Consider the following 26,403-nt stretch of genomic DNA (forward strand, 5'->3'; position numbering starts at 1 on the left):
ATGAATTTAATTCAATAACTTGCTATGAATTTGTATGGATCATTCACTCGCCCAAGGTAAATATTCAGTCCCCTAGCAACTATCGTTCCCACGCTCTGCGTCACTGCCATTAAGTTAAGCCGTTCGTGGTGAGCCTGTCGAACCATGGACGGCTTAACTTATCGACCCAGGCTTTTCCATTCACCTTTCGACAGGCTCAGGGCGAACGGAAAAATCCTTAACTTAATGGCAGTGACGCTCTGCGTGGGAACGCCTGAGTACCGCTCCAGCGGTACGAGACGCTAGAGCGTCTCGGTCTTCATTACCACGCTGGAGCGTGGGAACGATAGGGGGATGTGAATAATTACCACTCAAGATGTTAGCGAGAACGCTTAGGTAATATATTGAAATTCTACAGGAACTTCATGTGCTTCATGGTCAAATTGCTGAATTTAGGATAAAGGCTGAATATTCATAATCGCAAGTTCAAATCTTATCGATCGAATCGGTCTTCACTAGCGTAATTTCAACATCATTACTCGATAACAGCAGTTTTTTGATTTCCCCGATTTTAAATTCGTAGGCCAATTTTTTTATTTTGGCGACGAATAGCGCGTATTCCGAAGCTAAAAGGTCTAATCGAGTCTTCAATCCAGTTAAATCGCCGATTCGAACGAATCCGGCGAGTTCGTCGATTACTTGTTGCGGGGGGAATACGATCGCATTATTTGCCGACTGATTCAAAACAAGCGTGTCATCATTCTGGTGAATCCATTCCAGCGAGAGATGCAGTCCAAGTTTGTATAATAATTCGCGAATTTTTACCGGCTTCGAGAGAAAATCGTTGCAACCGGCGTTGATAGCGGCGACTCGGTCCGTCAAATAGGCGTTAGCACTCAGTACAACGATGGGGTGTTTATAGCCTTTCTCGCGTAGCACAGTAGCGGTTGCTAAACCGTCGATATCCGGCATCGAAAGATCGAGCAGAATGAGGTCGGGAGGATTGTCCGAAACGATGTCGATACAAACTCCACCGGATTCGGCTTCATCCATGACGAAACCGAGGGGTTCCAGAATCGAGACGATTAGATCGCGATGTTCAGCCTGATCGTCGACGACGAGCAAGCGTTTGCGGCGTCCCGAGTAGCCTTGGACGTCATTATCTCTGACGGCTTCCGGCGTCGCGCCTTGATTCGGTAAAAACAGGCGTACCGTGAATGCAGAGCCCCGACCGGGTTCGCTCGTAACCGACAGTTCTCCTCCCATGATTTCGGCGAAAATTTTGCTGATCGTAAGCCCGAGTCCGCTGCCTGAAACGGCATTGCCGCTACTGTCGTGTATCCGTGTGAAGGGTTGGAAGATGTTTTGCAAATGTTTCGGCTCGATGCCTTTGCCGGTGTCGATGACTTGAAAGTTGGCGACCTCGCCGCTGTAACCGATGCGGAAGATGATACCTCCCGTTTCTGTGAACTTGACGGCGTTACTCAGCAAATTAATCAGAATTTGTCCGACCCGTTTTTCATCGCCGCGAATTCGCTGGGGCAGGGAATGGGTGAACTGGCAGCAAAACGATAAACCTTTCGATTCGGCCTGGGGTTTGTAGACCCGCACTAAATGATCGATAAAAGCCGGAAAATGAAACGGCGCCGATTTAATTTCGAATTTACGCGCCTCGATACTCGCAATATCGAGGATATCTTCGACTAGCGATGACAAATGTTCGCCGCTCCGTTTTAATGTTTCGACCGCTTGGCGGCGGCGTTCGGGTATTTCCGTGTCTTTATGAAGAATATAAGCGTAACCGATGATGCTATTGAGGGGTGTTCTGATTTCATGGCTCATGTTACTCAAAAAACGGCTTTTTGCGCTATTGGCAGCGTCGGCCATTTTTAAGGCTTGGGCTAGTTTCACGTCGGTCTTTTTGTGTTCCTCGATTTCCATCAACAATAATTGCGTTTGTTTAGCCGTTTCTTCATGGGCGACGCGGCGGCTCTCATCGTTCAAAATCAGCCACCAGGTACACAAACCGATAAAAACCAACAACGATGCATAAATCTTGACGAAATTTTCCAGTAGCAGTCGAAAAGCAGGCAAATAAGGTTGGGCGGTCAACAAATCCTGATAATAAATGATGCCGATAAAAATACTGGTAAGTACCGTCAGAAACAAAAACAGCAGGCCAAAGCGCTGTAATCGCAAACGAGCCTGTAGCGATAGCGTTTTCGGCAGAAAGCGCCGGGCCACTATTTCCAAATAATCGTCGAGTCGTGCTCCGGGTTTGCAAGCATCCAGACATCGCGCTTCGAGCGTGCAACACAACGAACAAATACTGCCTAGATAGGCTGGACAATAGGCGATGTCTTCCTGCTCGAATGTGTTGCCGCAAATGCTGCAGTGTTGATGAGACGCCTTGTTGTTTTCGTCCCGGTCGCGAGCCAGATAATGTTTAGGCCTGGAAACGACTGCGATGAGAGGAACAAGAATAAAGGCTAGGCCAAGCGAAATAAACGCCGAGAAAGCGCGCGGATAATCGCCGAAGGCGCCAAGGTAGGCCAGTATCGAAACGATCGACGCGCATAAGGTTGCGATAATGCCGACCGGATTGAGGTCGGGCAGGTAGGCGCGCTTGAATTCGACGATTTTGGGGCTGAGGCCCAACGGCTTATTGATCATCAATTCGGCGGCAACCGCGCTGATCCAAGCGATCGAGATATTGGAAAACAAACCCAACACTTTTTCCAAAGCGCCGAAAACGCCGAACTCCATCAACAATAACGCGATCGAGACATTGAATACTAACCAAACGACGCGTCCGGGATGACTGTGCGTCACTCGCGAAAAAAAATTCGACCAGGCGAGCGAGCCGGCATAGGCGTTGGTTACGTTGATTTTTATTTGGCAGATGACGACGAACAGCGTCGTGACGGCGAGCGCAATCGCAGGATTGCCGAACAGATCGTTATAAGCGATCAAATACATTTGCGTCGGTTCGTGTGCGTGCTCCGGTGCGATACCGTTACGCAGTGCGAGATGTGCGAGCAAAGCCCCGCCTAATTGTCTGAGCATGCCGAATAATACCCAGCCGGGACCGGCGGCAATGGTACCGAACCACCAACGAAAGCGGTTCTGTCGAGTTTTTTCGGGCATGAAACGCAAAAAGTCGACTTGTTCGCCGATTTGAGCGACCATCGAAAAAGCCACCGTCGCGGCGCTGCCGAACAATAGCCAGTCGAAATCGCGTCCGCTGCCGGCGATCCAAAAATAGGTTTTGAGTGTCAGTAGCGCTTCGGGTTCGTGCCGGTAAACGGCGATATAAGGCGCGATCAACAAAATCAGCCAGATCGGCTGAGTCCATAGTTGCAGCCGGCTGATCGTCGTGATTCCGAATGCGACCAACGGTATTACGATCACCGCGCTGATGACATGGGCCAATGCGATCGGGATTTGAAAATAGAGTTCGAGTGCGAGCGACATGATCGACGCTTCGAGTGCAAAAAGCGTGAAGGTAAACGAGGCATAAATCAACGAGGTAACGGTCGAGCCGATATAGCCGAAACCGGCGCTACGAGTCAGTAAATCGATGTCGATGTTATACCGGGCGGCATAATAACTTATGGGAAAACCGGTGATGAAGATGACTAGGCCAACCACTGAAATAGCCCAGAACGCGTTGGTAAATCCGTAATTGATAGACAGAAAACCGCCGATGGCTTCCAAAACCAGAAACGAAGTCGATCCGAAGGCCGTATTGGCCACTTGGAACTCGGACCATTTGCGGAAACTACGCGGCGCAAAACGAAGCGCATAATCTTCTAGAGATTCGTTAGCGACCCAAGCGTTATAGTCGCGGCGAATTTTCGAGATATTCTGATGAATCGGGGCGCTCATTGATAATCAGGCATGCAGTTTCAGCTTAGACAGCAAGTCATTGAATAATGAATAAATTAAGCAATTTATATGCCGTAATTGTCATAAGCTGTTTATAAGTCGCCCGGCACCCGATCGGTGCGCATGTGTCAAATAACGGCGGTGGCGTGTATTGATATGGTGCGAATGACGAAAAAACGCACATTCTTAGTGCTACGGAAGAGGGCGGTGGGCGGAGTGCGGTTTTTCTATGCCTTGTGCATATCGAATATCGTGATCATGCGACTCTCCCGAAAGGGAGAGTGCAGGGGTAAACTTTCATAAATCGGAAATTTAACGAGCGAGCGCTATAATTCCGAATTATTTTCTTTCATGGCCAAGTTTCAAAATAACGGGCGAACCTTGGTTATGGATCGTAATTTGTTTATAGCTTTTCTTTTCGGCGTTAACGTCATTTGTCTCGGAGGGCACTGGCTTGCCTGGTTCGGTTTGCGTTTCCGGCTCTTCAACGGTTTCGATCAAAACATCCGGTGCCCAGCTCGGACTGGTGGCTTGAAGCGCATCTGCACGTTCTTCCGGTTGAACTTTGAGCGATTTCAGCAAATTCAGGCAAACGGTGCTCACTTGGTCGATCAATCGCGAGCGTTTTTCGCCCCCTGATAGCGGTTTAGCGATAAATTCCATCGTATAGTCCGCCGACTCGGTGCTGTTCGCGGTCGAGATTAGCGAGCAGGTGATCGGCACGATTTCCGCTTTTTGAAAGTTTACCGCTCGCGGGTCGGAATTTCCGGCAGTAAATGAAAAGCCGGTTGGGGTGCTACCGTGCTTGACGGCTTCGATCGTTGCCTGCATCCGATGGCCGGCGGGTTTATCGGCATCGCTGCCGATGGTATAACCCCACTCGTTTAAATGGCTTGCAATTGTTTCGGCCATTTCATGATTCGCCGTGTCATCGGCTTGATAGCCGGCCGCTTCGATATCGATTTCGAAAAAGATTTGCTTTACCGAAGCGGCATCGATCGGCACTCGTTTCATATCCGGGCCTATCGTGCATCCGATTAAGGTTGTCGAGATAACCGAAAGAGCGATGAAAACGCTTGATTTTAGGTGATGCAACGGTTCGATCATGGCTATCCTGTGATTGATAAAAATAAATTCTACTTCTTTTCGCATTTCAAATTTTGGCGTAATCGCTCCCACTCGCTTAGGGACGGTTCAAGGGAGAGGGAAGCCAAAAACGAAAATGGGTGCGATCACTGAAAAATAAGCAACAGCGATGCCAAATTAAATTCGATCGCTTGATTACCGATTTGTTTATCAGCGATTTTATACCTTTCACACTTCAAATTTCGGCAGTGCCCGAGGAGGCGCCGGGGCGTCCGACAAAGGCTTTGCCAGCATGGAGCTGGCATAGAGCCTACATGGACGTATTCACGGCGTCCTTTGGCGGACACCCCAGTGCCGAATTATGATCTACGATGGGTATAGTATCGAATCATTCGGCATATCGACACGCAAAAAGTATGCTTTCGTTACGGTTTTGGCCGGTACACTGTGGACGTGTTTAATAAAGTCTGAAGCACTTTAGAATGTCTACCGGTTTTTCGGTATACGTCATTTACCCGATAGGCCAAATAAAACGAAAAGGAAACGAAAAGGGGTCAGGTTACTTTTTTTGATTGATGGCGGCCAATAAGAGTAGTACCCCGGTCTCTTTTTTCAGATTGATGTCATGATTATGATCATGTGAAAAAACTTTCCGACTAATTTCAATCCGCAACTAAAATGGTTGTTTTCGAATTGTCGCGGCCAAATTAAACATGAAAAAGCAATCGTTTACTTTTGAACAAATTCATATTGAAGTCGCACGAAATGCTTCCGACGACTTCAACCTGTTTCACGACAAACACAAATGGTTGCAGATTACTCATAACCCATTCAAAGGCCCCATCGTGCTGGGTTTTCAGTTGAATACGCTGATCGAATACCAGATGCGCCTGTACCGCGAGGCTCAGCATGAGGAGCAGATCATAGTTGATAAGCAATTGCGATTTAGCAATTACCAGATTACTTTCGTCAATGCCTTACGGCCGAGCCAGGAATTTTCTCTGGAAATTAAAAAAACCTTGATCAACACGATTCCCGATTTGACGTTGACTAACCGAGTCGTTATTAAGTCGCAAGGCAAAACGATTTTGCTCGGCTATAAAAAAGAAACCCAAGCTCCGCTGTTTCTTGCAAATACTGATTTAAACGGCTTGCCGGATCTGAATACGGTTGCAGATAAAACTCTGGTTCCGGGCAGCGATTACTTTTTAATGCGAAAATGGATGCATAACGGCAATGTCAAAAATTTTTTGTCGGGTTCTTTGGCCGAGCAATCCGATTATTTTGACGAACTAGCCGAAGTTGCCCATTATCCTGAAATATTCCCTTGTAGCTTAACTTCCGGAGTCTTACTGGAAAAGGCTCAACTTGAGAATCACGATTTCAAGGCTAATCCAATGGTTTATACCTCGCATGAGTTATCTATCGACCGTCATTGGGTCGGGCAACTGAAAAACAACGATAAAGTTTACATATTGGTCAAACAACTGCCGGAGTCCAAGGATAATACACTCAATAACACTAGAATCTTGTTGCGTTCTTACGAATGTTACGGGGTGCTGGAAAATAAAGAGATTCTATTTAGAATCAAACTAAATTTGGTGCCGTTGGAGGAAATCTTAAAAATTTGAAATTGAAAAGTTAACGGGGGAGTCGGTAGTAATCCTTAATATGCCTTTCGCACTTCAAATTTCGGCAGCGTCTAAGGAGGCTCCGGGGGCTCGACAAAGGTTTTGCCAGCATGGAGCCGGCATAGAGCCTATATGGACGTATTCACGGCGTCCTTTGACGGACACCCCGGCGCCGAATTTTGATCTACGATGAGTAAATAGTATTAATTGTTAAGTTAAGTTCGAGTTAACATAAACAATCGAGAATCCGAACTTCTGTAAATTTACGAAGGTTTAATGAAATCCAGTGTCAGGAAAAAAACGTTTGTGGTTGTTATTGCCGTTGTTACTGTTGTCCGGATGGATTGCATGGCATTTTCCTGATTACTCGCCTTTAAAAAGCGGAATAGAAACGGAGTGGGATCTGAGTCGTTATCAACCGATTGAGCCTGCTCGCCATGTCGACGGCATCCAAGAAAATCTCTCGGGCATCACCTATCATCCGCCATCGGGTCTGCTTTATGCGGTGACCAATAGACCCTGTAAGGTTCATGTTCTCAATAAAAATGGCGAGTTGCAGCGGACAATTGATTTACCCGGTTTTCGGGATACCGAGTCCATAACCTACCTGTATGATAACTTTTTTGTGATTGCCGAAGAAAATCTCTACAACCTGATGCGGGTGGAAATCACTGAAGCTACGGAATCGATAACGCACGATCAGGCAGTCAGGTTTAATCTGGCAGAAGAAGATGATGACAATAACGGTATCGAAGGCGTAGCGTGGTCGCAACAATTTGGCTTATTTGCAGTGAATGAAACGCCTCCTACCCTTTTGCATCAGCCAGTTGACGAATGGGGTATGGGGGTAGATTTGTCAGGATTATTGTCTATGCGACTGAAGGTAAGGGATTATGCCGGATTGAGCGTATTACCGGGGAAGGAAGACAAGTTATTGATATTGAGTGAATCCTCCGACAGTCTGCATGTCGTCGACATGCAGGGGCGGGAATTATCGCGGCTCAGTTTACGCGCAGGAAAATTAGGATTGATTGGCTGGTTATGGCAACCGGAAGGTGTGGCCGTTGATAATGACGGCCGAATTTATGTAGTCGGAGAGCCGAATCAATTTCTGGTTCTGGAGCGGCGTCCGGATCGATAGGCTTCGCAGAAAATCGCCTTAGGAATATGCACAAAATAACTTATACAAGTAGTAGGCTTTGTGGCGGTTTGGTCAGCAATTCCCAATTTGGAGATCAAAAAGGGTGTGGGGTATGCTTGGCGAGGATGTCGGCAGCAGGGAGCTGCCGCCAAGCCCCCATGGATGGGTCTACGGCGTTCCTCGACAGGCATACCCCGCACCCTAAAATCGGCGAAACTGCTCAAACTGGGAATTGCTGCGGTTTGGTGACTCGCTTGACAGGACGCCGTGAATACGTCCGTGTAGGCTTGACGGCGGCTTATCCCTGCCGCCGACACCTGTCAATCGAGCCACCAAACCCCCTTCCAACAGTTGTCTAAGTTATTTCATGCTCGTTCCTTAACAAGTATTGGAGAACATTCGGCGTGGGCGATAAAAAATAGGCAGGGCGCTATGTGCCCGCTCGTTGGAAGGGTTGCGCAAAAATAAGCTCACCTACTTACCTGTCGAAGTCTGCGAATTAGTCTTGAAAAGTAACCTGACCCCTTTTCGCTTTTCGGTCGGAAAAGTAACCTGACCCCTTTTCGTGACCCCTTTTCTTCTTGGTATAGGATGGTTGTTTGTCGACAATTAAAGAGGTACTCATGATACACGATAGATACGGAGCCGTTAATGAATCAGAAACTTCAGGGGTAGCAAACGGCAACAGAGTAAACGAAGCGGTTTCCTTGGAGAACGATTTTCCTGTCGTTTGTGTGGGCGGTTCGGCGGGCGGGCTCGACGCTTATATTAGGTTGTTGCAAAATCTGCCGGCAAACCTAGGCGTAGCTATCGTCATTGTTAATCACATCACAAAAATGCCGACCATGCTGCATGAAGTTCTGCCGACTTATACCACCATGCCTGTTGAGCTAATCACGGAAAGTCTGCAAATGAAACCTAACCGCGTGTTTATCATTCCAGCCAATCGGGATTTACACGTCACCGATGGACAGTTTCATTTAAAGCCAATATCGAAGCCTCATGGTTGGCCCGATGTCATCACGGTATTTCTACGCTCATTGACGGAGCATTGGGACGGTAAGCTGATTGCTGTGATTGTCTCTGGCTATGATGGTGACGGAGCTGACGCGCTTTGCGGCATCAAAGAAGTCGGCGGCATCACCATTGCTCAAAAGCTTGATACCGCTATTCAGCCAGACATGCCGGAGACAGCAATTGCGAGTGGCTGCATCGATTTTGTTCTGTCACCGGAAAATATCGCTCAAAAACTTGTGCGCATTGCTAGAAATGAGGTGTTGTGACAGCCGGTAAGTCATTGCCAATTTCGGATCTTCGATCAATCTGATGCTGCCTCATTCCTGATTGTACCGACAGTGTTACTTTCCAAATCTGGGGCCAAGCCTTACATTTAGCATTATCTTTACCCCCCTATCTTTTTGCTTGCCTGTAGTACGCAATTTAATTTTTGGGAGGCGATAGCAAAATGTATAAACCGGCATCACGATTTCAGATATTTCAATGCCATCACTGCGGCGCTGGTGCGGTTTTCCACGTTCATTTTTTTAAACACTTGCTCTAGATGTTTGTTGACGGTGCGAGGGCTCATTTCGAGGATTGATCCAATCTCGCGGTTGGTTTTACCTTTGGCTATCCAAAGCAGTACTTCGGATTCGCGCTCTGTTAAAAAAAGGTTGGCTCGTAATATTTCCTCTTCAGTTGCGCGTTCCGAATCAACGATTCGTATCAGATGTTCTTTGTTACCGGTTTGACCGATATATTTCATTTCAAGAGATTTTGTTTCCAGGTTTACCGTTTGCCCTTTTTCTCTGTTGTATTGAGGCGATAGCATGAGTCTGAGCGGTTTTATCAACGATTCATCGAGCTGTTCGGTATTCAAGCCGGAGTCCGAGAATAATTGAACGGCTTGTGGAGTGGCCCAAAGCAAGCGGCCGTTAGAATCGATCGAAAATAAATATTGTCCTGCCGAATCCAATGCGGCGCGGGCGCTTTTTGTTAATCTGGCATTTGCCAAATGAACCCGCATTCTTGCGATGAGTTCCTCTCCTTTTACCGGTTTCGTGACGTAATCGACTCCGCCGGCTTCCAATCCTTTAACGATGCTTTCAGAATCCGACAAACCGGTCATGAAAACAACGGGAATATCGGCCGAATTGCGATGTTGTTTAAGTTTTTTGCAGGTCTCGAAGCCGTCCATGTTGGGCATAAGCGCGTCCAACAAGATAATGTCGGGATTGATATTGTTTAGGATTGTTAGTGCTTGCGAACCTTCCAGTGCAACTAAGACGGCAAATCCCGCTCTATCCAATGTGTCGTTGAGCATGCTCAGCGTGTCCGGCGAATCGTCGACGACCAGCACGACATCTTTTTTCAATTCTAACGGGCGTGTCGGATTCATAGCATTTCTTCAAGGCAAGTAACGAGTTCATCGAATCGGTAGTTTTTAACAAGGCTTGTAAGGCGATCGGCATGTTGCTTGTTTAGTTTTCGATCTTCTTCTAAGCCTTTCAAGAAACTGAGTAATTCGTTCATATAGCCGATTTTAGCGAGCTGGATCATCGTTTCTCGATCCGATCGATCGAGCATTCGGTAGGGTAGCAACGTTATTTCGGACTTACTTTCGATTTTACTAGGTGAAGCGCTTTCACTCGCTAAGAGAGGGGGTATTTTCCCTTCATCGGAAAAAGAGTCGCCGGTGCTGTAGACCCAACGAATCGGCAAATATTTTTGGATCAGATCCATCATATCGGTCAATTTTATCGGTTTGACGAGATAAGCATCGTAGGGTAGATGTTCCGCGAATATCGAATTCGGTTGATGGGCATTAGCGGAAACCATGATTACGGTTGCCGATGGAATTTGGCTTCGAATGCGACCGGCCAATTCCCAACCGCTCATGCCGGGCATGGCTATATCCAATAAAAAAAGTTGGGGCTTTTTTTTGCAATATTGCAACATATCCAGGCAAGTAAAGCCGTCTTGAGCTTGAAACACGTTGAATCCCAGAGGAGACAGCATGTCAACTAACAAGCCGCGATGACTGGGATCGTCGTCGACGATGAAAATCGTCTGCTCGATGCCTTGATAGCCGCTGGGTATGGCGGCAGGTAGGCTGTGCGGTGCTTTTATGGCGTTGACACTGGAAAGCATTAAAGAAACTTTGAAAAGACTGCCTTGATTGGGACTGCTTTTTATGGTGATTTCTCCGCCTAGTATATCGGTCAAGAAGCGCGTAATCGTCAGGCCAAGGCCTGTGCCGGAAATGTAAGGCGCTCCGGCTTTTCGAATTCTTTCGAAAGGTTGAAAGATTTTTTCAATATTTTCCGGTTCGATGCCTTCACCGGTGTCCTTGATCGAAAAGACGGCGACTTGGTTGCGATAGGATACTGAAAAATATACTTCGCCCTGATGCGTATATTTAACGGCGTTCGAAATCAAATTGATCAATATTTGGCGTAAGCGTTTTTCATCGGTTCGAATGGTTTTCGGTAAAGGTGTCAACTGTTCGTGCACGAATTGAATACCTTTGGCTGTAGACTGAACCTTAAACATATTCACGATTTGATCGAGCATCGCGATAAAATCGACATCGTTCTTAGAAAGTTGCAGTCGGCCGGCTTCTATTCTGGAAATATCCAATAGACCTTCGATAATATCCGCCAGATGTTCGCTGCTGCGTCGAATGACCGACAAAGCGTCTCTCCGGTTGCCGGGAATGGCTTTATCTTTCTCCAGTAGTTGAGCATAGCCGAGTATCGCATTGAGCGGAGACCTCAATTCGTGGCTAATACCGGTTAGATAACGGCTCTTTGCTTGATTCGCGGCTTCCGCTACCTCTTTCGCTTGTTGCAGCTTAAGATCGGTCATTTGATGGGCCTCGATTTCAGCAATCAACAGATCGGTTTGATTGCGGGATTCCTCCAGCGCCAGTTTTCTGCTTTCATGAAGTAGAGAGAACATCCACGATACGACGCCTGAAATAATCAACAAGATGAAGAAAATATTGATTAGGGCATTGGTGATCACGGCTTTATCGATAGTTTCGTCCGACGTAATCTGGAAATAAATCAGCGCAAGCAAGGAGGACATCAAAATGCCGGTAAGTACAAACAAGCCGAAAAAGTTTCCTAGCCTTGCCGTGACGATTCCGCTCCAAGCGTCCGGCATGATTTTGTTCAATGCCGAGGAAATTTGATCCGCCATGCCGGCATTGGTTTTACACATATCGTGACACCGGCTGTCGAGCGAGCAGCATAGCGAGCAGATCGCTCCGGCATAGGCCGGACAGAGCGACATGTCTTCGGGCTCGAAGTGATGTTCGCAAATACAACAAACCTGGTCGGGATTTTTGCCGGCATTCTCCGGATCCCTGGCGATGTAATAACGTCCATTCGTCAACCAAGCAATCAAGGGCGTACAAAAAAAAGTAAGGGCTAATGTGAGATAAGGCGACATAGCTTGAAAGTTAATACCGAACAAGCCGCTATAAGCGATCAAACCAATCAAAGAGGCGGTCAGCATAGAACCGATACCGACCGGGTTGATATCGTATAAATGAGCCCTTTTGAACTCCATTTTTCGGGGTCTTAGGCCAAGAGGGAGATTGATAGTCAAATCGGCTACCAATGAACCGACCCAAGCAATAGCGATGATTGCAAACAAGCCAAGGATTTCTTTAAGTGCATGGTAAATTCCTAGTTCCATCAGCATCAGTGCGATGACGACATTGAAAACCAACCAAACCACGCGTCCGGGATGATTTTGAGTCGTTCTGGAAAAAAAATTAGACCATGCGATGGACCCGGCATAGGCGTTCGTCACATTGATTTTCAGTTGCGAGAATATGACAAATATGCCGGTCAATAATAACGGCAGTTCCGGGGATGAGGTCAAATAGCCGAATGCGGTCAGATACATGTGATTCGGGTCAGATGCTTGCTCAAAGCCGATGCCGTGCTCGATAGCCAAAACGGCAAGAAACGAGCCGATGAGGATTTTAGCCATTCCGGGGAAAATCCAGCCGGGGCCGCCGGAAATCAAAGCGGCCCACCAGGTAAGCTTGTTCTGATTGTTTTTTTCGGGCAGAAATCTGAGAAAGTCGACTTGTTCGCCGACTTGAGCAATCAAGGAAAACGCAACGACGGATGCAGCGCCGAAAGCCGTTATATCAAAGCCTTCTGTCGCCGTTATCGGCTTATACCCTGTCCAGAGAGCCATCGCATCGTCCGATTTAAGAGCGATACAGACCAGAGGAATGATTTGAAGCGCGATCCAAAGCGGGTGAGTCCATACTTGAAATCGGCTGATTAGCGTAATGCCATGCGTGACTAGAGGGATAACGACCAAAGAGCTAATAAGATAACCGATAGATAATGGGATATTTAGCGTGAGCTCCAGCGCCATTGAGAGAATGGTGGCTTCCAGTGCAAAAAAAATGAAAGTGAACGACGCATAAATCAATGAAGTGACCGTGGATCCGATATAGCCGAATCCCGCTCCGCGGGTTAGAAGATCGATGTCCGTGCCCAGTTTGGCGGCGTGATAGCTGATCGGTAAACCGGTTAAAAAAATGATCGCACCGACGGTTAAAACGGCCGAAACCGCATTGACGAATCCGTAGGTCAAGGTCAAGGTGCCGCCGATCGCTTCGAGCGCGAGAAACGAGATTCCACCCAGCGCAGTCAACGATACTTGCCATTCGGACCATTTCCTGGATTTTTTAGCGGTAAAGCGGAGCGCATAATCTTCGAGCGTTTGATTGGCGACCCACCGGTTGTAATTGCGCCGTACTCGAAAGATTTTTTGTTGGCCGTTCATGCAACAAAGCTCCAGCAGTTCCCGGTTTGGGCATTTTCGCCGATCTTAGGGTGTGGGGTATGCCTGTCGAGGAACGCCGTAAACCCAGCACCTAAATTACCCAAAATAGTTAACCATAGCCAATGAACTATGGAATTTAGGTGCTGGGTAAACCCATCCATGGGGGCTTGGCGGCAGCTCCCCGCTGCCGACATCCTCGCCAAGCACATCCCACACCCTTTTTGATCCCCAAATTGGGAATTGCTGACAAAGCTCATGGCTTGAATCGATCGATGCCGATGGGTGTTGGGTTGCTGAAAAGTACTCTTGTCGACTTTATGTCTATTGAATTCATAACGAAATATACTCGTTGGAATGGCTTGCTACATGCTAAAAATATAATAATAAATCAGCATGTTATGAAATTTATATTGGAAGATTAACAGCTAGCTATAGAGAAGGGCATACGTCAAATGACGTAACGCGGGTGAGCATCCGCCTAATGGTTAAACGAAGCGCTTTGCCGGACACTGTCAGCGAACCAAACAAAATTTAATTTGGAGAGCTTAAACATGTGTATCTTTAATTATGAAAGTGGGAGCCGGGACAATTCTCCGGTATTCAAGCGCCGGAGTTTTATTAAAACATTGATCGCTTTTCCGCTGGGTCTGATCTTGGCATCTTCCACCCTTAGTTGGGCCAACCCCCCGACAAGTGAGGTCAATACGACAGGATTGGCAGTGACCGACGATACGGTTACGGTCGGTATTTTGCACTCTGTTACCGGTACGATGGCTATTAGCGAAACCGGATCGGTGCAAGCGGAAAAGCTTGCGATCGATCAGATAAACGCCATGGGTGGCGTGCTCGGCCGTAAGATCGAATACATTCAAGAGGACGGTGCCAGCGATTGGCCGACCTTCGCCGAAAAATCGAAAAAATTATTGGTCAACGATAAGGTCGCCGCCGTTTTCGGGTGTTGGACTTCGGCCTCGCGCAAGGCCGTTCTGCCTGTTTTCGAGCAATATAACGGCATGCTGTACTATCCGACTTTCTATGAAGGGCTCGAACAATCTCCGAATGTAATCTATACCGGCCAGGAAGCGACGCAACAAATCATCGCCGGTATCGATTGGGTGGTCAAGGAAAAAGGCGCAAAAACTTTTTACTTGCTGGGTTCGGATTATATCTGGCCCCGTACCTCCAATAAAATTGCTAGAAAACATATCGAAAAACTGGGATTAAAAGTTGTAGGCGAAGAATATTATCCGTTAGGGCACGCGCAGTTCAATTCGGTGATCAACAAAATCAAGTTGAAAAAGCCGGATGTGATCTATGCCATCGTGGTTGGCGGTTCCAATGTTGCCTTCTATAAGCAGCTCAAGGCGGCCGGTATCGACTTGACTAAAGAAAAGCCGCTTCTATTGACGATTTCGGTGACCGAAGACGAAATTCTGGGTATCGGCGGTGAAAATATCGAAGGGGCTTATGCCGCGATGAAATATTTTCAAAGCCTCGACAATCCGAACAATCAAGCGTTCGTGCAAGCATTCAAAGACAAATGGGGTAAAGATATCGTGATAGGCGACGTTACCCAAGCAGCCTACTTGGGTCCCTGGTTATGGAAAGCTGCCGTCGAAAAAGCCGGTTCGTTCGATATCGATAAAATCCGTGCCGCATCGCCGGGTATCGAGTTGACGACCGCACCGGAAGGCTATGTTCGCATTCATGAAAATCATCACTTGTGGTCCAAGACTCGAGTCGGTTTAGCGCAAAAAGACGGTCAATATAAAGTCGTTTATGAAAGCGAGGAATTGATCGAACCGAACCCTTTCCCGGTAGGTTATCAATAAAACCTTTGACTCCGGCACGCGCCGTCAACATTCGAAACCTCTCTCCCGGTATTTGAGGGAGAGAGGTAATTTAAAAAAGTCCGACCGTTAGCAAAGAGGATCGAGTCATGTTTGAAGAATATTCAATGGCGGAACTGACAGATATTTTATTCATGCAGGCTTTTGCCGGTTTGATTTTATTTTCGGTTTTAGTGCTCATGGCATTGGGATTGGCGATCATTTTCGGTCAGATGGGCGTCATCAATATGGCCCATGGCGAATTCATGATTTTGGGTGCCTATACAACCTATTTAACATCCCATATTTTCGAAACCTATTTGCCGGCTTTATTCGACGGCTACTTTTTTGTAGCGATGGCTCTGGCTTTCTTAGTGTGTTTCGCGCTGGGCGTGTTGGTCGAGTGGGGTATGATCCGGTTTCTATTTAAGCGGCCTCTCGATACCTTATTGGCGACTTGGGGGCTCAGTTTGATTCTTCAACAATTGTACCGTACCGTTTTCGGCGCACGAGAAGTCGGCGTGACTCTTCCGGAATGGATGATGGGATCGTATGCCATGACCGAAACGATAGAGGTACCGATCAATGGCATCTTCGTGATGGTTTTAACCTTGTTTATAGCGTCGGGCGTCTATTTCTTGATGTTTCGCTCACTCTGGGGCAAGCAAGTGCGGGCCGTCGTTCAGAATAGACCCATGGCGGGCGCAGTCGGCATCGATACGGGGAAGGTCGACCGTTACACGTTCGGCATCGGTTGCGGCATCGCCGGTATTGCTGGCAGCGCGTTCACGATGATCGGTTCGACAGGACCGACTTCGGGTCAGCTCTATATCGTCGATACCTTTCTAGTCGTCGTATTCGGCGGAGCACAGAGCCTTATCGGCACGATCGCCTCCGCGTTTACGATTTCACAATCGCAATCGACTTTGGAATTTTTCTTGAGCGGATCTATGGCCAAGGTCATCACGCTTTTGATTGTCGTCGGCATACTGATGCTGCGTCCTCAAGGGCTTTTTGCTCTCAAAATTCGTCAATAAGGGGGAGTTTCCTATGCGGCAACGGAGCAATATTCGATTTATGTCAAGGCAGGAAGTGCTTGGCTATGTCATGTTGGCGGTCATCCTGTTAGCGATTATCCCGCTGTCTTTGGATGTATTTCGATTGAATTTGATCGGTAAATATCTGACCTATGCCTTTGTCGCGCTCGGCTTGGTTTTGTGTTGGGGTTACGGCGGCATTTTGAGCTTGGGGCAAGGAGTATTTTTCGGCTTGGGCGGCTATTGCATGGCTATGTTTCTCAAATTGGAAGCCAGCGATCCCGAGTCGACCAAAATTCAATCCACTCCCGGCATACCCGATTTTATGGACTGGAATCAGATCACCGAATTGCCTTGGTGGTGGGAGCCTTTTCGGCAACTTCCTTTTGCGTTGTCGGCGATCGTTCTATTGCCGACGCTGTTTGCATTCATCATAGGCGTGGCGATGTTCAAGCGTCGGGTCGGCGGGGTTTATTTTGCGATCATCACGCAAGCCATCGCGGCGATCATGACCATTTTAATTATCGGCCAACAAGGCTATACGGGCGGAGTCAACGGTATCACCGATTTACGCACGTTGTTAGGTTGGGACATTCGTTCCGATTCTGCCAAAGTGATTTTGTATTATGTCTGTTCGGCCGCTCTTTTTATATGTTTGTTACTTTCACAATTTATCCGTTATAAAAAACTAGGACGTATTCTGGTCGCGATGCGCGATCGAGAGGACAGAGTCCGGTTTTCCGGTTACGACGTAGCCAACTTCAAAATATTCGTATTTTGTCTGAGCGCAATGTTTTCTGCGATCGGCGGCGCGATGTTCACGCTTCAGGTCGGTTTTATGTCGCCTTCCTTCGTCGGCATCGTTCCATCGATCGAAATGGTGATTTATTGCGCGGTGGGCGGCCGACTTTCCTTGCTTGGCGCAGTTTACGGTACGTTGTTGGTGAATTGGGCCAAAACGATATTTTCCGAGACATTTCCCGAGCTTTGGCTGTTTGCGATGGGAGCGCTGTTCATAGCGGTCGTGATGGCATTTCCGAATGGCTTGGCCAGTCTATTCAAACGCTACATCGAGCCGAAATTGCCTGCTTGGTATACCGGAAAAACCATTGATTTCGAACCGGAGACCTTGCGCACAAGTTTGTTGAAAGCAGGTGAGGATGAAAACATGTACCCTGACGTCTTGGCTTTGGAGGGAAACATAACAGCTTCTCAACCCGCTCGTAAAACCGATATAACCGGAAAAGTTGCACCTCATTCTGATGAAAAGTTGGACGGAGGCGTATATGTCGACTAAGCACGAAGATTTCGTTTTAGCCGTCGAAGGGTTGACGGTTTCTTTCGACGGTTTCAAGGCGGTCAATGACTTGTCATTCTACGTCGACGAGGGGGAAATACGGGTCATCATCGGTCCGAACGGCGCAGGAAAAACGACGGTACTCGATTTGATCTGCGGACGAACTCAAGCCACCTCCGGGTCGATCAAGTTTCGCGGAGAAGAGTTGACGCGAATGAAAGAACACCAAATCGTCCATCACGGCGTTGGACGAAAGTTTCAAAATCCTTCGATATACGACGATTTGAGTGTGTTTGAAAATCTTGAAATTTCATACCCGCGAGGACGGTCCGTTTTCGGCTCGTTAATGTTTAAGCGCGACCGTGAAGTGATCGAAGAAGTCGAAAACATAGCTGAAATCATTTTTTTACAGAACGATCTCGATAAACCGGCCGGCTTATTGAGCCACGGACAAAAGCAATGGCTTGAGATCGGCATGTTGCTGATTCAAAAACCGGATTTATTGATGCTGGATGAACCGGTTGCCGGCATGTCGGTTGCGGAACGCAAAAAAACCGCCGAACTGTTGAACCGGATTACCCAAGGCCGCTCGGTAATCGTCATCGAACACGATATGCAGTTTGTCGAAGACATCGCTCATCGGGTTACCGTTATGCACCAAGGCAAGGTGCTGTCCGAAGGTTCGATGGAGCGAGTCAAAAACGATCCCAAAGTCATCGAAGTCTATCTCGGCCATTAATCGGTCGAATCAGGAGAAAACAAAATGCTGAGCGTTAAAGATTACCACGTGGCCTATGGGCAAAGCGAAGTGCTGCACGGATTGAATTTCGATGTAAAACCGAAAGAAATCGTAGCCGTGATGGGACGCAACGGCATGGGTAAGTCTACGTTGATGAAATCATTAATTGGAATGATCCCTGCCATAAAAGGCGAGGTTCAGCTTGACGACGTCGACTTGACGTTACTCAAAAGCCATCAGCGGGTTTCCAAAGGCCTGGGTTTCGTTCCGCAAGGGCGAATGATTTTTTCGACGATGACGGTCAAAGAAAATATTGAAACCGGTTTGACCAGTACCGGGGAAAAGATCGTTCCTAACGATCTCTACGAGTTATTTCCGGTACTCGAAGAGATGCGAAATCGCCGAGGCGGGAACTTATCCGGAGGACAGCAGCAGCAATTGGCAATCGCCAGGGCGTTGGCCAGCAAGCCTAAATTATTGCTGTTGGATGAACCGACCGAGGGCATTCAACCTTCGATCATTCGCGAGATGGCTCGGACGTTAAAAAAAATACGCGATACGCGCGGTTTATCGATTGTCGTGTCGGAGCAAGTGTTGAGTTTTGCGCTTGAAATCGCCGACCGCATCATCGTTCTCGAAAAGGGGGAAATCGTTCATCAGGAAGAGCGTGCAACGCTCAATGAAGCCAAGGTGGCGGCTTATTTATCGGTATGAGTATTAATCATTAAAACTTTGTCAGGAGAAAGGCTATGGCTGAAACCATTATCAAAATCGATTTAAGTAAATCACCTTATGAAAACGACATGATTCATAACCGGTGGCACCCGGACATACCGATGGTGGCGATGGTTAAACCGGGTGACGATTTCATCATCGAATCCTACGATTGGACCGGAGGACAAATTAACAACAACGATAGTGCCGATGATGTGCTCGACGTCGATTTGTCGAAAGTGCATTTTTTGTCCGGGCCGGTCGGTGTGGAAGGTGCAGAGCCCGGGGATTTGCTGGTCGTCGATATTCTCGATATCGGGGCATTTGAAAACAGTCAGTGGGGGTTTAACGGTTTTTTTTCAAAAAAGAACGGCGGCGGCTTTTTGACCGAGCATTTTCCCGAGGCGCAAAAATCGATTTGGGATTTTAACGGCATGTTTACGAAGTCTCGTCATGTTCCCGGCGTCGAGTTTGCCGGTTTGATTCATCCCGGATTGATCGGCACTCTGCCTTCAAAAGAAATGCTGGATGAATGGAATACGCGGGAAAAAGCCCTTTACGATACGGAGCCTGACCGGGTACCGCCTTTGGCGACGTTGCCTTATGCCGATACGGCTCATATGGGGCGTATGAGCGGCGATGCTGGAAAAGCGGCGGCGGCCGAAGCGGCAAGAACGGTACCTCCCCGCGAGCATGGAGGAAACTGCGATATCAAAGATTTATCTCGGGGTTCGACGGTCTATTTTCCGGTTTATGTTAAGAATGCCGGTCTTAGCTTGGGAGACTTGCATTTTAGTCAAGGCGACGGCGAAATCACATTTTGCGGTGCGATAGAAATGGCCGGTTGGACGCATCTTCGGGTCGGTTTGATCAAAGACGGCATGAAAAAATACGGAATCAAAAATCCGATTTTCAAGCCCAGTCCGATCAAACCCCAGTATGACGACTATTTAATCTTTGAAGGTATTTCGGTCGACGAGTCCGGCAAGCAACATTATCTCGATGTTCATATTGCTTACCGTCAGGCTTGTTTAAATGCGATCGAATATTTGACAAAATTCGGTTATTCGAAAGCCCAAGCTTATGCCATTTTAGGTACTGCGCCGGTGCAAGGGCACATTAGCGGCGTCGTGGATATTCCGAATGCCTGCGCGACGCTTTGGTTGCCGACCGATATCTTCGAATTCAACGTTAAGCCGAATTCGGAAGGGCCGAAAAAAGAGTTGTCCGGCGATGTCGACGTGCCGTTGTCACCCGATCTGTAATATACTCATCGCAGATCAAAATTCGGCACCGGGGTGCCCGCCAAAGGACGCCGTGAATACATCCATGTAGGCTCTATGCCAGCATCCATGCTGGCAAAGCCTTTGCCGAGCACCCCGATGCCTCCTTAGGCTCTGCAGAAATTTGAAGTGCGAAAGGTATATTAACTTAGGAGAATAGCGATGCCGCTCTATGACTATAAATGCCCGAAACACGGCATTTTCCACGACTTAGCAACGTTCGAAGAAAGCAGCGCTCCACAGGCTTGTCCGCACTGCCAAACCTCGAGTCCGCGGATTATCATGATACCGCCCGAGGTGCTTGCAATGGCGCCGGACAAGCGTAAAGCAATGAGTATCAACGAACAATCGCGTCACGAACCGGTTTTCTCGACCGCAGACAGCCGGGAGGATCAAATCCTCGAACACAAGCACACCAAGAATTGCGGTTGCAATACAAACAAAGGTTTGCTTCTGAAGCATCCCGATCTCAGCAGTTTGAGGCAGCAAGTGGTGTTTATGCAAGACGGAAGTAAAGTCTTTCCATCGCAAAGGCCCTGGATGATCAGCCATTAAGCGCGTTCAAGGCTCTTTTTCTCTTTATTCGTTTCCAAAGCCGGCCGTCTCTTGCTATCGAACGTAGTGGGAGACGGTTTACTTTATTATGGATGCTCTTTTAATTCCAATTGCTCACCACTCTATATCGATGTGACGGGCCCAATTTCTATAATGGAATGGAAAAAGATTCGGGTTGCTTTTCTTATCGCATGCCATCAACCAAAAAAGTAACTCTCCCTTTTTCACGGCCCTTTTTTACGCCTCCTCCCTCCTTTTTTCTGGTGGACGAATAATTCGGTGTGAGCTAAGCTCTAGCGAATGACGCAATGAACAAGCGGAAAAAGCAAGGGGTAAATGTCAAATGTAAGGTTTGACCCTAACTTTTTCGAAAAGCTTAGTTATAGGGATAAACTACGTCTTGCTCAATTGTTAATACAGGTGGCAAGAAAAGAAGAAGAAAATGCAAACCCACAAAATCGATCAGAATCAGAAATTACTGCAAAGAGTTTAAAACACAGGCGTTTGACGAAATTGACACCATCAGCTACGTTGTTGAAAGGCTTTTGAAATTGAGACCGAGCAAGAAAAAGACGTTAGCCAATTCAATTAAGTCAATGTTTCAATTTCAGGGTGGCATTTCAGAGGCGGATATCGACGCAATTATCCATGGACTTGAAAAGCGTAAGAATATAAAAATTGAGCAAAATAGCGTCAGTTATTTATAATCGAATTCACCTTGGCCATTGAGGTAAGTTTTTCTTGCCTTTAGGCTCTTCAATCCCCCCGCATCATTAACGGAGAAAATCTATGGAACTCTCAGCAGTTTTAACGCCAACCCCCGAAGGGGGGTATGTCGCCTTCAATCCGGAAACCGGCACAACTACGCAAGGGGAAACCGTTGAGGAAGCATTGACCAATTTGCGTGAGGCAACCGAGCTTTATCTGGAAGAATTTCCTCTTATTGTCGCGGGACGCCCTTTGCTGACCTCATTTCAAGTACCGGAACATGCCTAAACTCCCGGTTGTGTCGGGAGCAGAGGTTGTAAGGGCTTTGCAGCGTTTGGGATTCGTGGTTGCACGGCAGCGTGGTAGCCATATCGTGATGCGGCGCGGGTCCTCGGGTTGCGTCGTGCCAAATCACGCCGAACTAAAAACTGGCACATTGGGCGGAGTTCTGAAACAAGCAGGTATTTCCGTAGATGAATTCGTTGAGGCGCTACATGCTTAACCATGCGCTCCAGCCGACTCCGCTAACGCTACGCCGCTGAGCTTTGCGTTATACACAAATAGGAATCATCGTGGATTTATCAGAAGTAGTACCTTGGGGAAGATCCTTCAACGAGTACAAAGAAATGTTCTCGCTCTCAAGTGACGATCTTACAAAGAAGATACTTGGCTGTGGAGATGGGCCAGCTTGTTTTAATGCGGAATTGTCTGCCAACGGTGGTAACGTAATATCCATCGACCCGATATATCAGTTCAGCGCTTCTCAAATTCAGTCAAGGATTGAAGAGATTTATCCTAGCCTGTCGAAAGACTGACTTAGTCCGTTATTATTTTCCCCGATTTTTGGCTTTTATGTTTAAAAAATTCTTGGCGCTTTTTTCTTACCGTATAAGGGATATTCTTCTCCTCCCAGCGTTCAAGATCTACTTGAGACGCTTTATTTAATGCCTGGTCAATCACCGCTTCTTTTCGACTGCCACATAAAGCAGGAATCAATAGCACGGAGCGATTCATATCGGCTTGCGGACTGCGTTCAAGCATATATTTATAATTTCCAAACAGCGTTTCAATAATATCGCTACTGCTTAACAACGGCAGTTCGGTCAGCTCTGCTTGAATCTGCACATGCTTTTTTAACCAAGCTTGTAGGTGTGTTTTGACTTTAGAATTTCGCGGCAATGTTTTTGATAATTGGTAACATTGTTGGTAGGTGACTTTGTTAAGCCCTTTGTTTTTAATGATTTCCATCACCTCTGAAACTATTTTAGTCGTCAACGCGAAGCGCTCAATAAAGGGTTTCATCCGTAAAAAGCCCGGAAACACCATCCGTAATTTAGCTAACACGCTGCCTTTCTTCGCGCCGCCTTTAACGGCAAAGACATCCAGCATTTTAGCCCCCCATTCACCGAGTTTACTGATGCTTTGAAAACGCCCTTTAGTCCGTAATTTAGGGGGTGTCAAACAGGCAAATTCTGTCTGTCTCAGGCATTTCGCACCTTGACCCAGTGCCGCAGTAAAGGCTTTATAATCCGCTGTTTTTTCAAATTGACTTTTCAGCGCGCTGGCCATGCAGTGACCGATGTCATCAATGACGGGCACCGGTTTTTCTTGTTTGGCCGACCAATGTCGCACACCTTTTGCTAGCGTGTAGTCGCAGTCTTTAACAATCGCTTGAGGTACGCCGGCGATAGCAAAAATGTCCTCTAAGTCCTGGCAAACCGTCTGATGATTAACCGTTTCACGCACCTTAAGACCGATACATTCACAATCTTGCAATTGAATGGCGCTGCCGCGTTGGCGTAGAGACTGTGTTTTTACGCGGAGCACGACCAGTGCTTTTTTAGTCCCTATATCAATGGAGTAATCAATAATCGCAATCCAAGGCTCGCACGTTGGGCACACTTGGCGCAGTAACCCTAAACCAACGCGCAAACTCCAGTTAATCACCGAAGTAAAATGTGGCGTCCACGGTAATTCAAGCGATGTTTGTGAATGAAATAATTCAAGAATGCGCGGAACGCTACGAAAAGAAACCACCGCATCAAGCACGATAAGCACGCATAAAAGTCGCGTTTGCTGAGCTTGTGTTATGTCAATAACCGTTGAAGTATTCGCGGGTACAACAGCAATATCCTGGGTTGCTAGGGTTGACTGATGCTCGAAGGTAATGTTTTTTTTGCTTCGACAAGCTGTTTTAACTGGCAATTATTCCGTTTCAGTTCCGCTATTTTTTTCAAATGACGTTTTTGTGTTTTTCTAAGCTCACGAAGCTCAGCTGCGCGCTCAGTCGCTTTGTTTTTCCATTCATCGCGGCTGTTTAGTAGTTTTGACATTTGAAGCATAGTATTTGGGGGATGGGTTAAAATAAGACCTATTTATACCGCATACAGCGATAATTTTAAATCCACAAGCTGAGGAAATAAAATCACTGTAAAGTGAACAATTATAAGCCATTCAGGTGTGCTTCTTTTAGCTAAGTCATTGATTAGTCGCTTTATGAGCAAAATAAAAGCGGCTTAAGCTGTCGTTTTGGTCAAACGATTGCATCCAGAATGATTTTAAGTTATTGAATATTAATAAGGTATGTGATTTGATGCATGCGTTTCGACAGCCTAGATTTATCCTCGGATAATGGAGCAAGTGTCAAAAAATAACGAAGACTATGTCTGGAAGAACATTTGCGACGTTAAAGAGCTTGGAGAAATTAGAATGGAGGCAATGAGGGTCTTCCTGAATGACTATGGAAATGCACAAGAAACCGGAAGGTATCTGAATGCCGCATTGCCAACACTGTCATTTGAGAATGCCGAGTTCGATTTAGCTTTATGTTCACATTATTTGTTCTTGTATAGCGACCATGTGAATCAGAAACAACACATTGAATCCATGAAAGAGTTGTGCCGTGTTGCCAAAGAGGTGCGAGTTTATCCGCTGTTGTCCATTAGTAACAATAAAATGTCTACGCATCTCGCGCCAGTCATGGAGGCGCTAGAAGAAGGCGGAATTAACGTCTCTTTGGCGCCTGTAAAATATGAATTTCAAAAAGGTGCCACAGAAATGCTAGTGGCGAAATCTGTATAACACGGTGCTTCACCCGATTAAAAACCGCTATGCGGTTTTCGTCGGGTGAGCTAGGGGAAAGCGGGCTCAGGTGTTCGCAGTAACAGTAATTTAACCAGCGGGTTAAAGTCCCGTCCAAAGAGTTGTCCATACGCCTTGGTAGTACGCAGGAGCGGCGTTTGAGCAATCAAGGGTCGTGAGTTCCTAAACGGCAAAGATGCAGGCCGTAACGCAAGTGAACCTAGATGTAGCCTCGTAAACTTAATGCGGTTGCCGACCTCGTGCCTGTATCCCGACACAAGACGTTGTACGGGATATGAATCAAGTGCTATGGGGATGGTCGGGTTACTTTTATTATCGAAACTCCAGCGCAGCCTTGAGTAAGGTTAAGCGCCATGCTGAAGAACGGCTCAGAATCCACCTGCGGAAACGACACAAAGTGAGTAACTGGAAAACCAGCATGATTCGGTTTCCACGCCGAGTGTTGTATGAAGAGCATGGGTTATATAAAGTGCCCATTGTCGCTGGCTGGAAAACAGTGCATGCCCTGATGTGAAGAACATCGGAAAGCCGTGTGCGGGAAAATCGCATGCACGGTTTGATGAGGGAGGGCTGGTGAAAAAAAAACCAGCTCTCTACTCTACCTTGCAGTCACGTATCCGGCCTAACTAGGCGCTTCACCCGACCCAAAACCGCAATGCGGTTTTCGTCGGGTGAGCTGGGTGTTACACGTTCATATCAAACTCTTGCTAAATACGGCATTGCCGTATAGTATGGTCTTATGATATTTATCGAAACCAGTACATTTACAAAGATGCTTCCGAATTACCTCTCAGATGAAGAGTATCAGGGGTTGCAGACATATTTGATGCAAAAACCGGATGCTGGAGATATCGTTAAAGGATCTGGAGGTGTAAGAAAGGTTCGGTGGGCTTCTGAAGGTAAAGGAAAGAGTTCAGGTGTTCGTGCAATATACTATTGGAAAAAGCCTGATCATGAAATTTGGATGCTTACGATTTACAGTAAATCGGAGCGATCAACAATTCCAGGGCATATTTTGAAACAAATCGCTGAGGCAATAGATCATGACTAAACGAAATATCGGTCTTGAAATCTTGGATGGTATTAGAGAGATAAAAGAGCATAATAATGGTAACTTGCAGTTAAAGGTGACAGAGCTTTCTGAGCCTTCTCCTCCTAAAATTATTCGGGCAAAACTAAAAATGTCACAATCTGCATTTGCTGGATTGTTAGGTGTAAGCATGCGCACTCTTCAAGATTGGGAACAAGGCCGCAGAGAGCCACAAGGTCCTGCTGTTGCACTGCTTCGTATTGCGGAACAGCATCCCGAAGTTTTTGGGCAACTTCACTAAACGTGTAACAAGTCGCAGCAGTTCGCGGCCTTTGGCCGCCGGACACTCGTAAACTCGCGCCGCTGTTCCAGGGCGTTAGTTGTATCATCTAATTCCGCCGTCCTATCTGAAAAGGTAACTATTCAGCCCCCACAACAAAAATCGTAAAATCAGTCACTAAAAAATGGGAAAGCGGGGTCACCCATTAGCCTGTCGTAGGTCTCTCTCCGGCTAAACGGCCGTTCCCCGCTTATGCGCCCAGTAGCCGGCGCGGGTGAGTTTTAACG

23 protein-coding genes are annotated in these 26,403 nt (G+C 47.1%); 17 read left to right on the forward strand and 6 right to left on the reverse strand.

Going from position 1 to position 26,403, the window contains the following annotated elements; genetic code table 11:
* Positions 1–465: 465 nt before the first annotated feature.
* Positions 466–3,867 carry a hybrid sensor histidine kinase/response regulator gene (locus MEALZ_RS08455; protein ID WP_014148215.1) on the reverse strand — a complete coding sequence of 1,134 codons (3,402 nt, stop codon included), beginning with the start codon at positions 3,865–3,867 and terminating at the stop codon, positions 466–468.
* 339 nt (positions 3,868–4,206) lie between these two features.
* Entirely contained in the window at positions 4,207–5,019 is an 813-nt protein-coding gene (locus tag MEALZ_RS08460) for a hypothetical protein (RefSeq protein WP_162472933.1), read from the reverse strand.
* Between the two features lie 647 nt (positions 5,020–5,666).
* On the opposite strand from MEALZ_RS08460, the gene MEALZ_RS08470 reads away from it, so the two are divergent.
* The 3 genes from MEALZ_RS08470 to MEALZ_RS08480 all read left to right on the forward strand — a co-directional run bounded on the left by MEALZ_RS08470 (position 5,667) and on the right by MEALZ_RS08480 (position 9,008).
* Complete coding sequence (locus MEALZ_RS08470) at positions 5,667–6,584, forward strand: hypothetical protein (protein ID WP_014148217.1); 918 nt, start codon at positions 5,667–5,669, stop codon at positions 6,582–6,584.
* Positions 6,585–6,870: 286 nt separating this feature from the next.
* Positions 6,871–7,725 carry an SdiA-regulated domain-containing protein gene (locus MEALZ_RS08475; protein WP_048481328.1) on the forward strand — a complete coding sequence of 285 codons (855 nt, stop codon included), beginning with the start codon at positions 6,871–6,873 and terminating at the stop codon, positions 7,723–7,725.
* A gap of 599 nt (positions 7,726–8,324) precedes the next feature.
* Positions 8,325–9,008: a chemotaxis protein CheB gene (locus tag MEALZ_RS08480; RefSeq protein ID WP_198482333.1), complete on the forward strand. Its 684-nt coding sequence runs from the start codon at positions 8,325–8,327 to the stop codon at positions 9,006–9,008.
* A 197-nt stretch (positions 9,009–9,205) separates the two neighbouring features.
* Here the strand turns inward: MEALZ_RS08480 and MEALZ_RS08485 are convergent, their stop codons facing one another.
* Both MEALZ_RS08485 and MEALZ_RS08490 read right to left on the reverse strand, forming a co-directional pair.
* Positions 9,206–10,123 carry a response regulator transcription factor gene (locus MEALZ_RS08485; protein ID WP_014148220.1) on the reverse strand — a complete coding sequence of 306 codons (918 nt, stop codon included), beginning with the start codon at positions 10,121–10,123 and terminating at the stop codon, positions 9,206–9,208.
* A complete protein-coding gene (locus tag MEALZ_RS08490; RefSeq protein ID WP_014148221.1) occupies positions 10,120–13,542 on the reverse strand; it encodes a hybrid sensor histidine kinase/response regulator in 3,423 nt (1,140 codons plus the stop codon). The genes MEALZ_RS08485 and MEALZ_RS08490 overlap by 4 nt, the downstream gene beginning before the upstream one ends.
* 551 nt (positions 13,543–14,093) lie before the next feature.
* On the opposite strand from MEALZ_RS08490, the gene urtA reads away from it, so the two are divergent.
* The 10 genes from urtA to MEALZ_RS08550 all read left to right on the forward strand — a co-directional run bounded on the left by urtA (position 14,094) and on the right by MEALZ_RS08550 (position 22,519).
* Complete coding sequence (gene urtA / locus MEALZ_RS08500) at positions 14,094–15,374, forward strand: urea ABC transporter substrate-binding protein (RefSeq protein WP_014148222.1); 1,281 nt, start codon at positions 14,094–14,096, stop codon at positions 15,372–15,374.
* A gap of 107 nt (positions 15,375–15,481) precedes the next feature.
* The gene (urtB, locus tag MEALZ_RS08505; RefSeq protein WP_046061062.1) at positions 15,482–16,408 is read left to right on the forward strand and encodes an urea ABC transporter permease subunit UrtB; all 927 of its coding nucleotides are present in this window, start codon (positions 15,482–15,484) and stop codon (positions 16,406–16,408) included.
* 40 nt (positions 16,409–16,448) lie between these two features.
* Positions 16,449–17,705 carry an urea ABC transporter permease subunit UrtC gene (gene urtC / locus MEALZ_RS08510; protein ID WP_223842357.1) on the forward strand — a complete coding sequence of 419 codons (1,257 nt, stop codon included), beginning with the start codon at positions 16,449–16,451 and terminating at the stop codon, positions 17,703–17,705.
* A complete protein-coding gene (urtD, locus tag MEALZ_RS08515) occupies positions 17,695–18,444 on the forward strand; it encodes an urea ABC transporter ATP-binding protein UrtD (RefSeq protein WP_014148225.1) in 750 nt (249 codons plus the stop codon). Before urtC ends, urtD begins: the two co-directional genes overlap by 11 nt.
* 24 nt (positions 18,445–18,468) lie before the next feature.
* On the forward strand, positions 18,469–19,158 hold the full coding sequence (gene urtE / locus MEALZ_RS08520; protein ID WP_014148226.1) for an urea ABC transporter ATP-binding subunit UrtE: 690 nt from the start codon (positions 18,469–18,471) through the stop codon (positions 19,156–19,158).
* Positions 19,159–19,193: 35 nt separating this feature from the next.
* Positions 19,194–20,423: a formamidase gene (fmdA, locus tag MEALZ_RS08525; protein WP_014148227.1), complete on the forward strand. Its 1,230-nt coding sequence runs from the start codon at positions 19,194–19,196 to the stop codon at positions 20,421–20,423.
* Between the two features lie 180 nt (positions 20,424–20,603).
* Positions 20,604–20,996, forward strand: coding sequence for an FmdB family zinc ribbon protein (locus MEALZ_RS08530; RefSeq protein WP_014148228.1), 393 nt, complete (start codon positions 20,604–20,606; stop codon positions 20,994–20,996).
* A 789-nt stretch (positions 20,997–21,785) separates the two neighbouring features.
* Positions 21,786–21,992 carry a hypothetical protein gene (locus MEALZ_RS08540; RefSeq protein WP_014148229.1) on the forward strand — a complete coding sequence of 69 codons (207 nt, stop codon included), beginning with the start codon at positions 21,786–21,788 and terminating at the stop codon, positions 21,990–21,992.
* On the forward strand, positions 21,985–22,206 hold the full coding sequence (locus tag MEALZ_RS08545; RefSeq protein ID WP_046061064.1) for a type II toxin-antitoxin system HicA family toxin: 222 nt from the start codon (positions 21,985–21,987) through the stop codon (positions 22,204–22,206). The genes MEALZ_RS08540 and MEALZ_RS08545 overlap by 8 nt, the downstream gene beginning before the upstream one ends.
* A gap of 70 nt (positions 22,207–22,276) precedes the next feature.
* Positions 22,277–22,519 carry a hypothetical protein gene (locus MEALZ_RS08550; RefSeq protein WP_046061065.1) on the forward strand — a complete coding sequence of 81 codons (243 nt, stop codon included), beginning with the start codon at positions 22,277–22,279 and terminating at the stop codon, positions 22,517–22,519.
* Position 22,520: 1 nt separating this feature from the next.
* On the opposite strand, the gene MEALZ_RS08555 is transcribed toward MEALZ_RS08550, so the two are convergent.
* A complete protein-coding gene (locus MEALZ_RS08555) occupies positions 22,521–23,762 on the reverse strand; it encodes a hypothetical protein (protein ID WP_014148230.1) in 1,242 nt (413 codons plus the stop codon).
* 83 nt (positions 23,763–23,845) lie between these two features.
* Positions 23,846–24,037, reverse strand: coding sequence for a hypothetical protein (locus MEALZ_RS08560; RefSeq protein ID WP_223842358.1), 192 nt, complete (start codon positions 24,035–24,037; stop codon positions 23,846–23,848).
* Between the two features lie 298 nt (positions 24,038–24,335).
* On the opposite strand from MEALZ_RS08560, the gene MEALZ_RS08565 reads away from it, so the two are divergent.
* The 4 genes from MEALZ_RS08565 (at position 24,336) to MEALZ_RS08575 (ending at position 26,137) form a co-directional block, all read left to right on the forward strand.
* Positions 24,336–24,785: a hypothetical protein gene (locus tag MEALZ_RS08565; RefSeq protein ID WP_014148232.1), complete on the forward strand. Its 450-nt coding sequence runs from the start codon at positions 24,336–24,338 to the stop codon at positions 24,783–24,785.
* 268 nt (positions 24,786–25,053) lie between these two features.
* A complete protein-coding gene (locus MEALZ_RS23905; protein WP_223842382.1) occupies positions 25,054–25,320 on the forward strand; it encodes a group II intron maturase-specific domain-containing protein in 267 nt (88 codons plus the stop codon).
* Between the two features lie 225 nt (positions 25,321–25,545).
* A complete protein-coding gene (locus MEALZ_RS08570; RefSeq protein WP_014148233.1) occupies positions 25,546–25,857 on the forward strand; it encodes a type II toxin-antitoxin system RelE/ParE family toxin in 312 nt (103 codons plus the stop codon).
* On the forward strand, positions 25,850–26,137 hold the full coding sequence (locus MEALZ_RS08575) for a helix-turn-helix domain-containing protein (RefSeq protein ID WP_014148234.1): 288 nt from the start codon (positions 25,850–25,852) through the stop codon (positions 26,135–26,137). Before MEALZ_RS08570 ends, MEALZ_RS08575 begins: the two co-directional genes overlap by 8 nt.
* Positions 26,138–26,403: the final 266 nt, after the last annotated feature.

The sequence above is a fragment of the Methylotuvimicrobium alcaliphilum 20Z genome (assembly GCF_000968535.2).
GTDB lineage: Bacteria > Pseudomonadota > Gammaproteobacteria > Methylococcales > Methylomonadaceae > Methylotuvimicrobium > Methylotuvimicrobium alcaliphilum.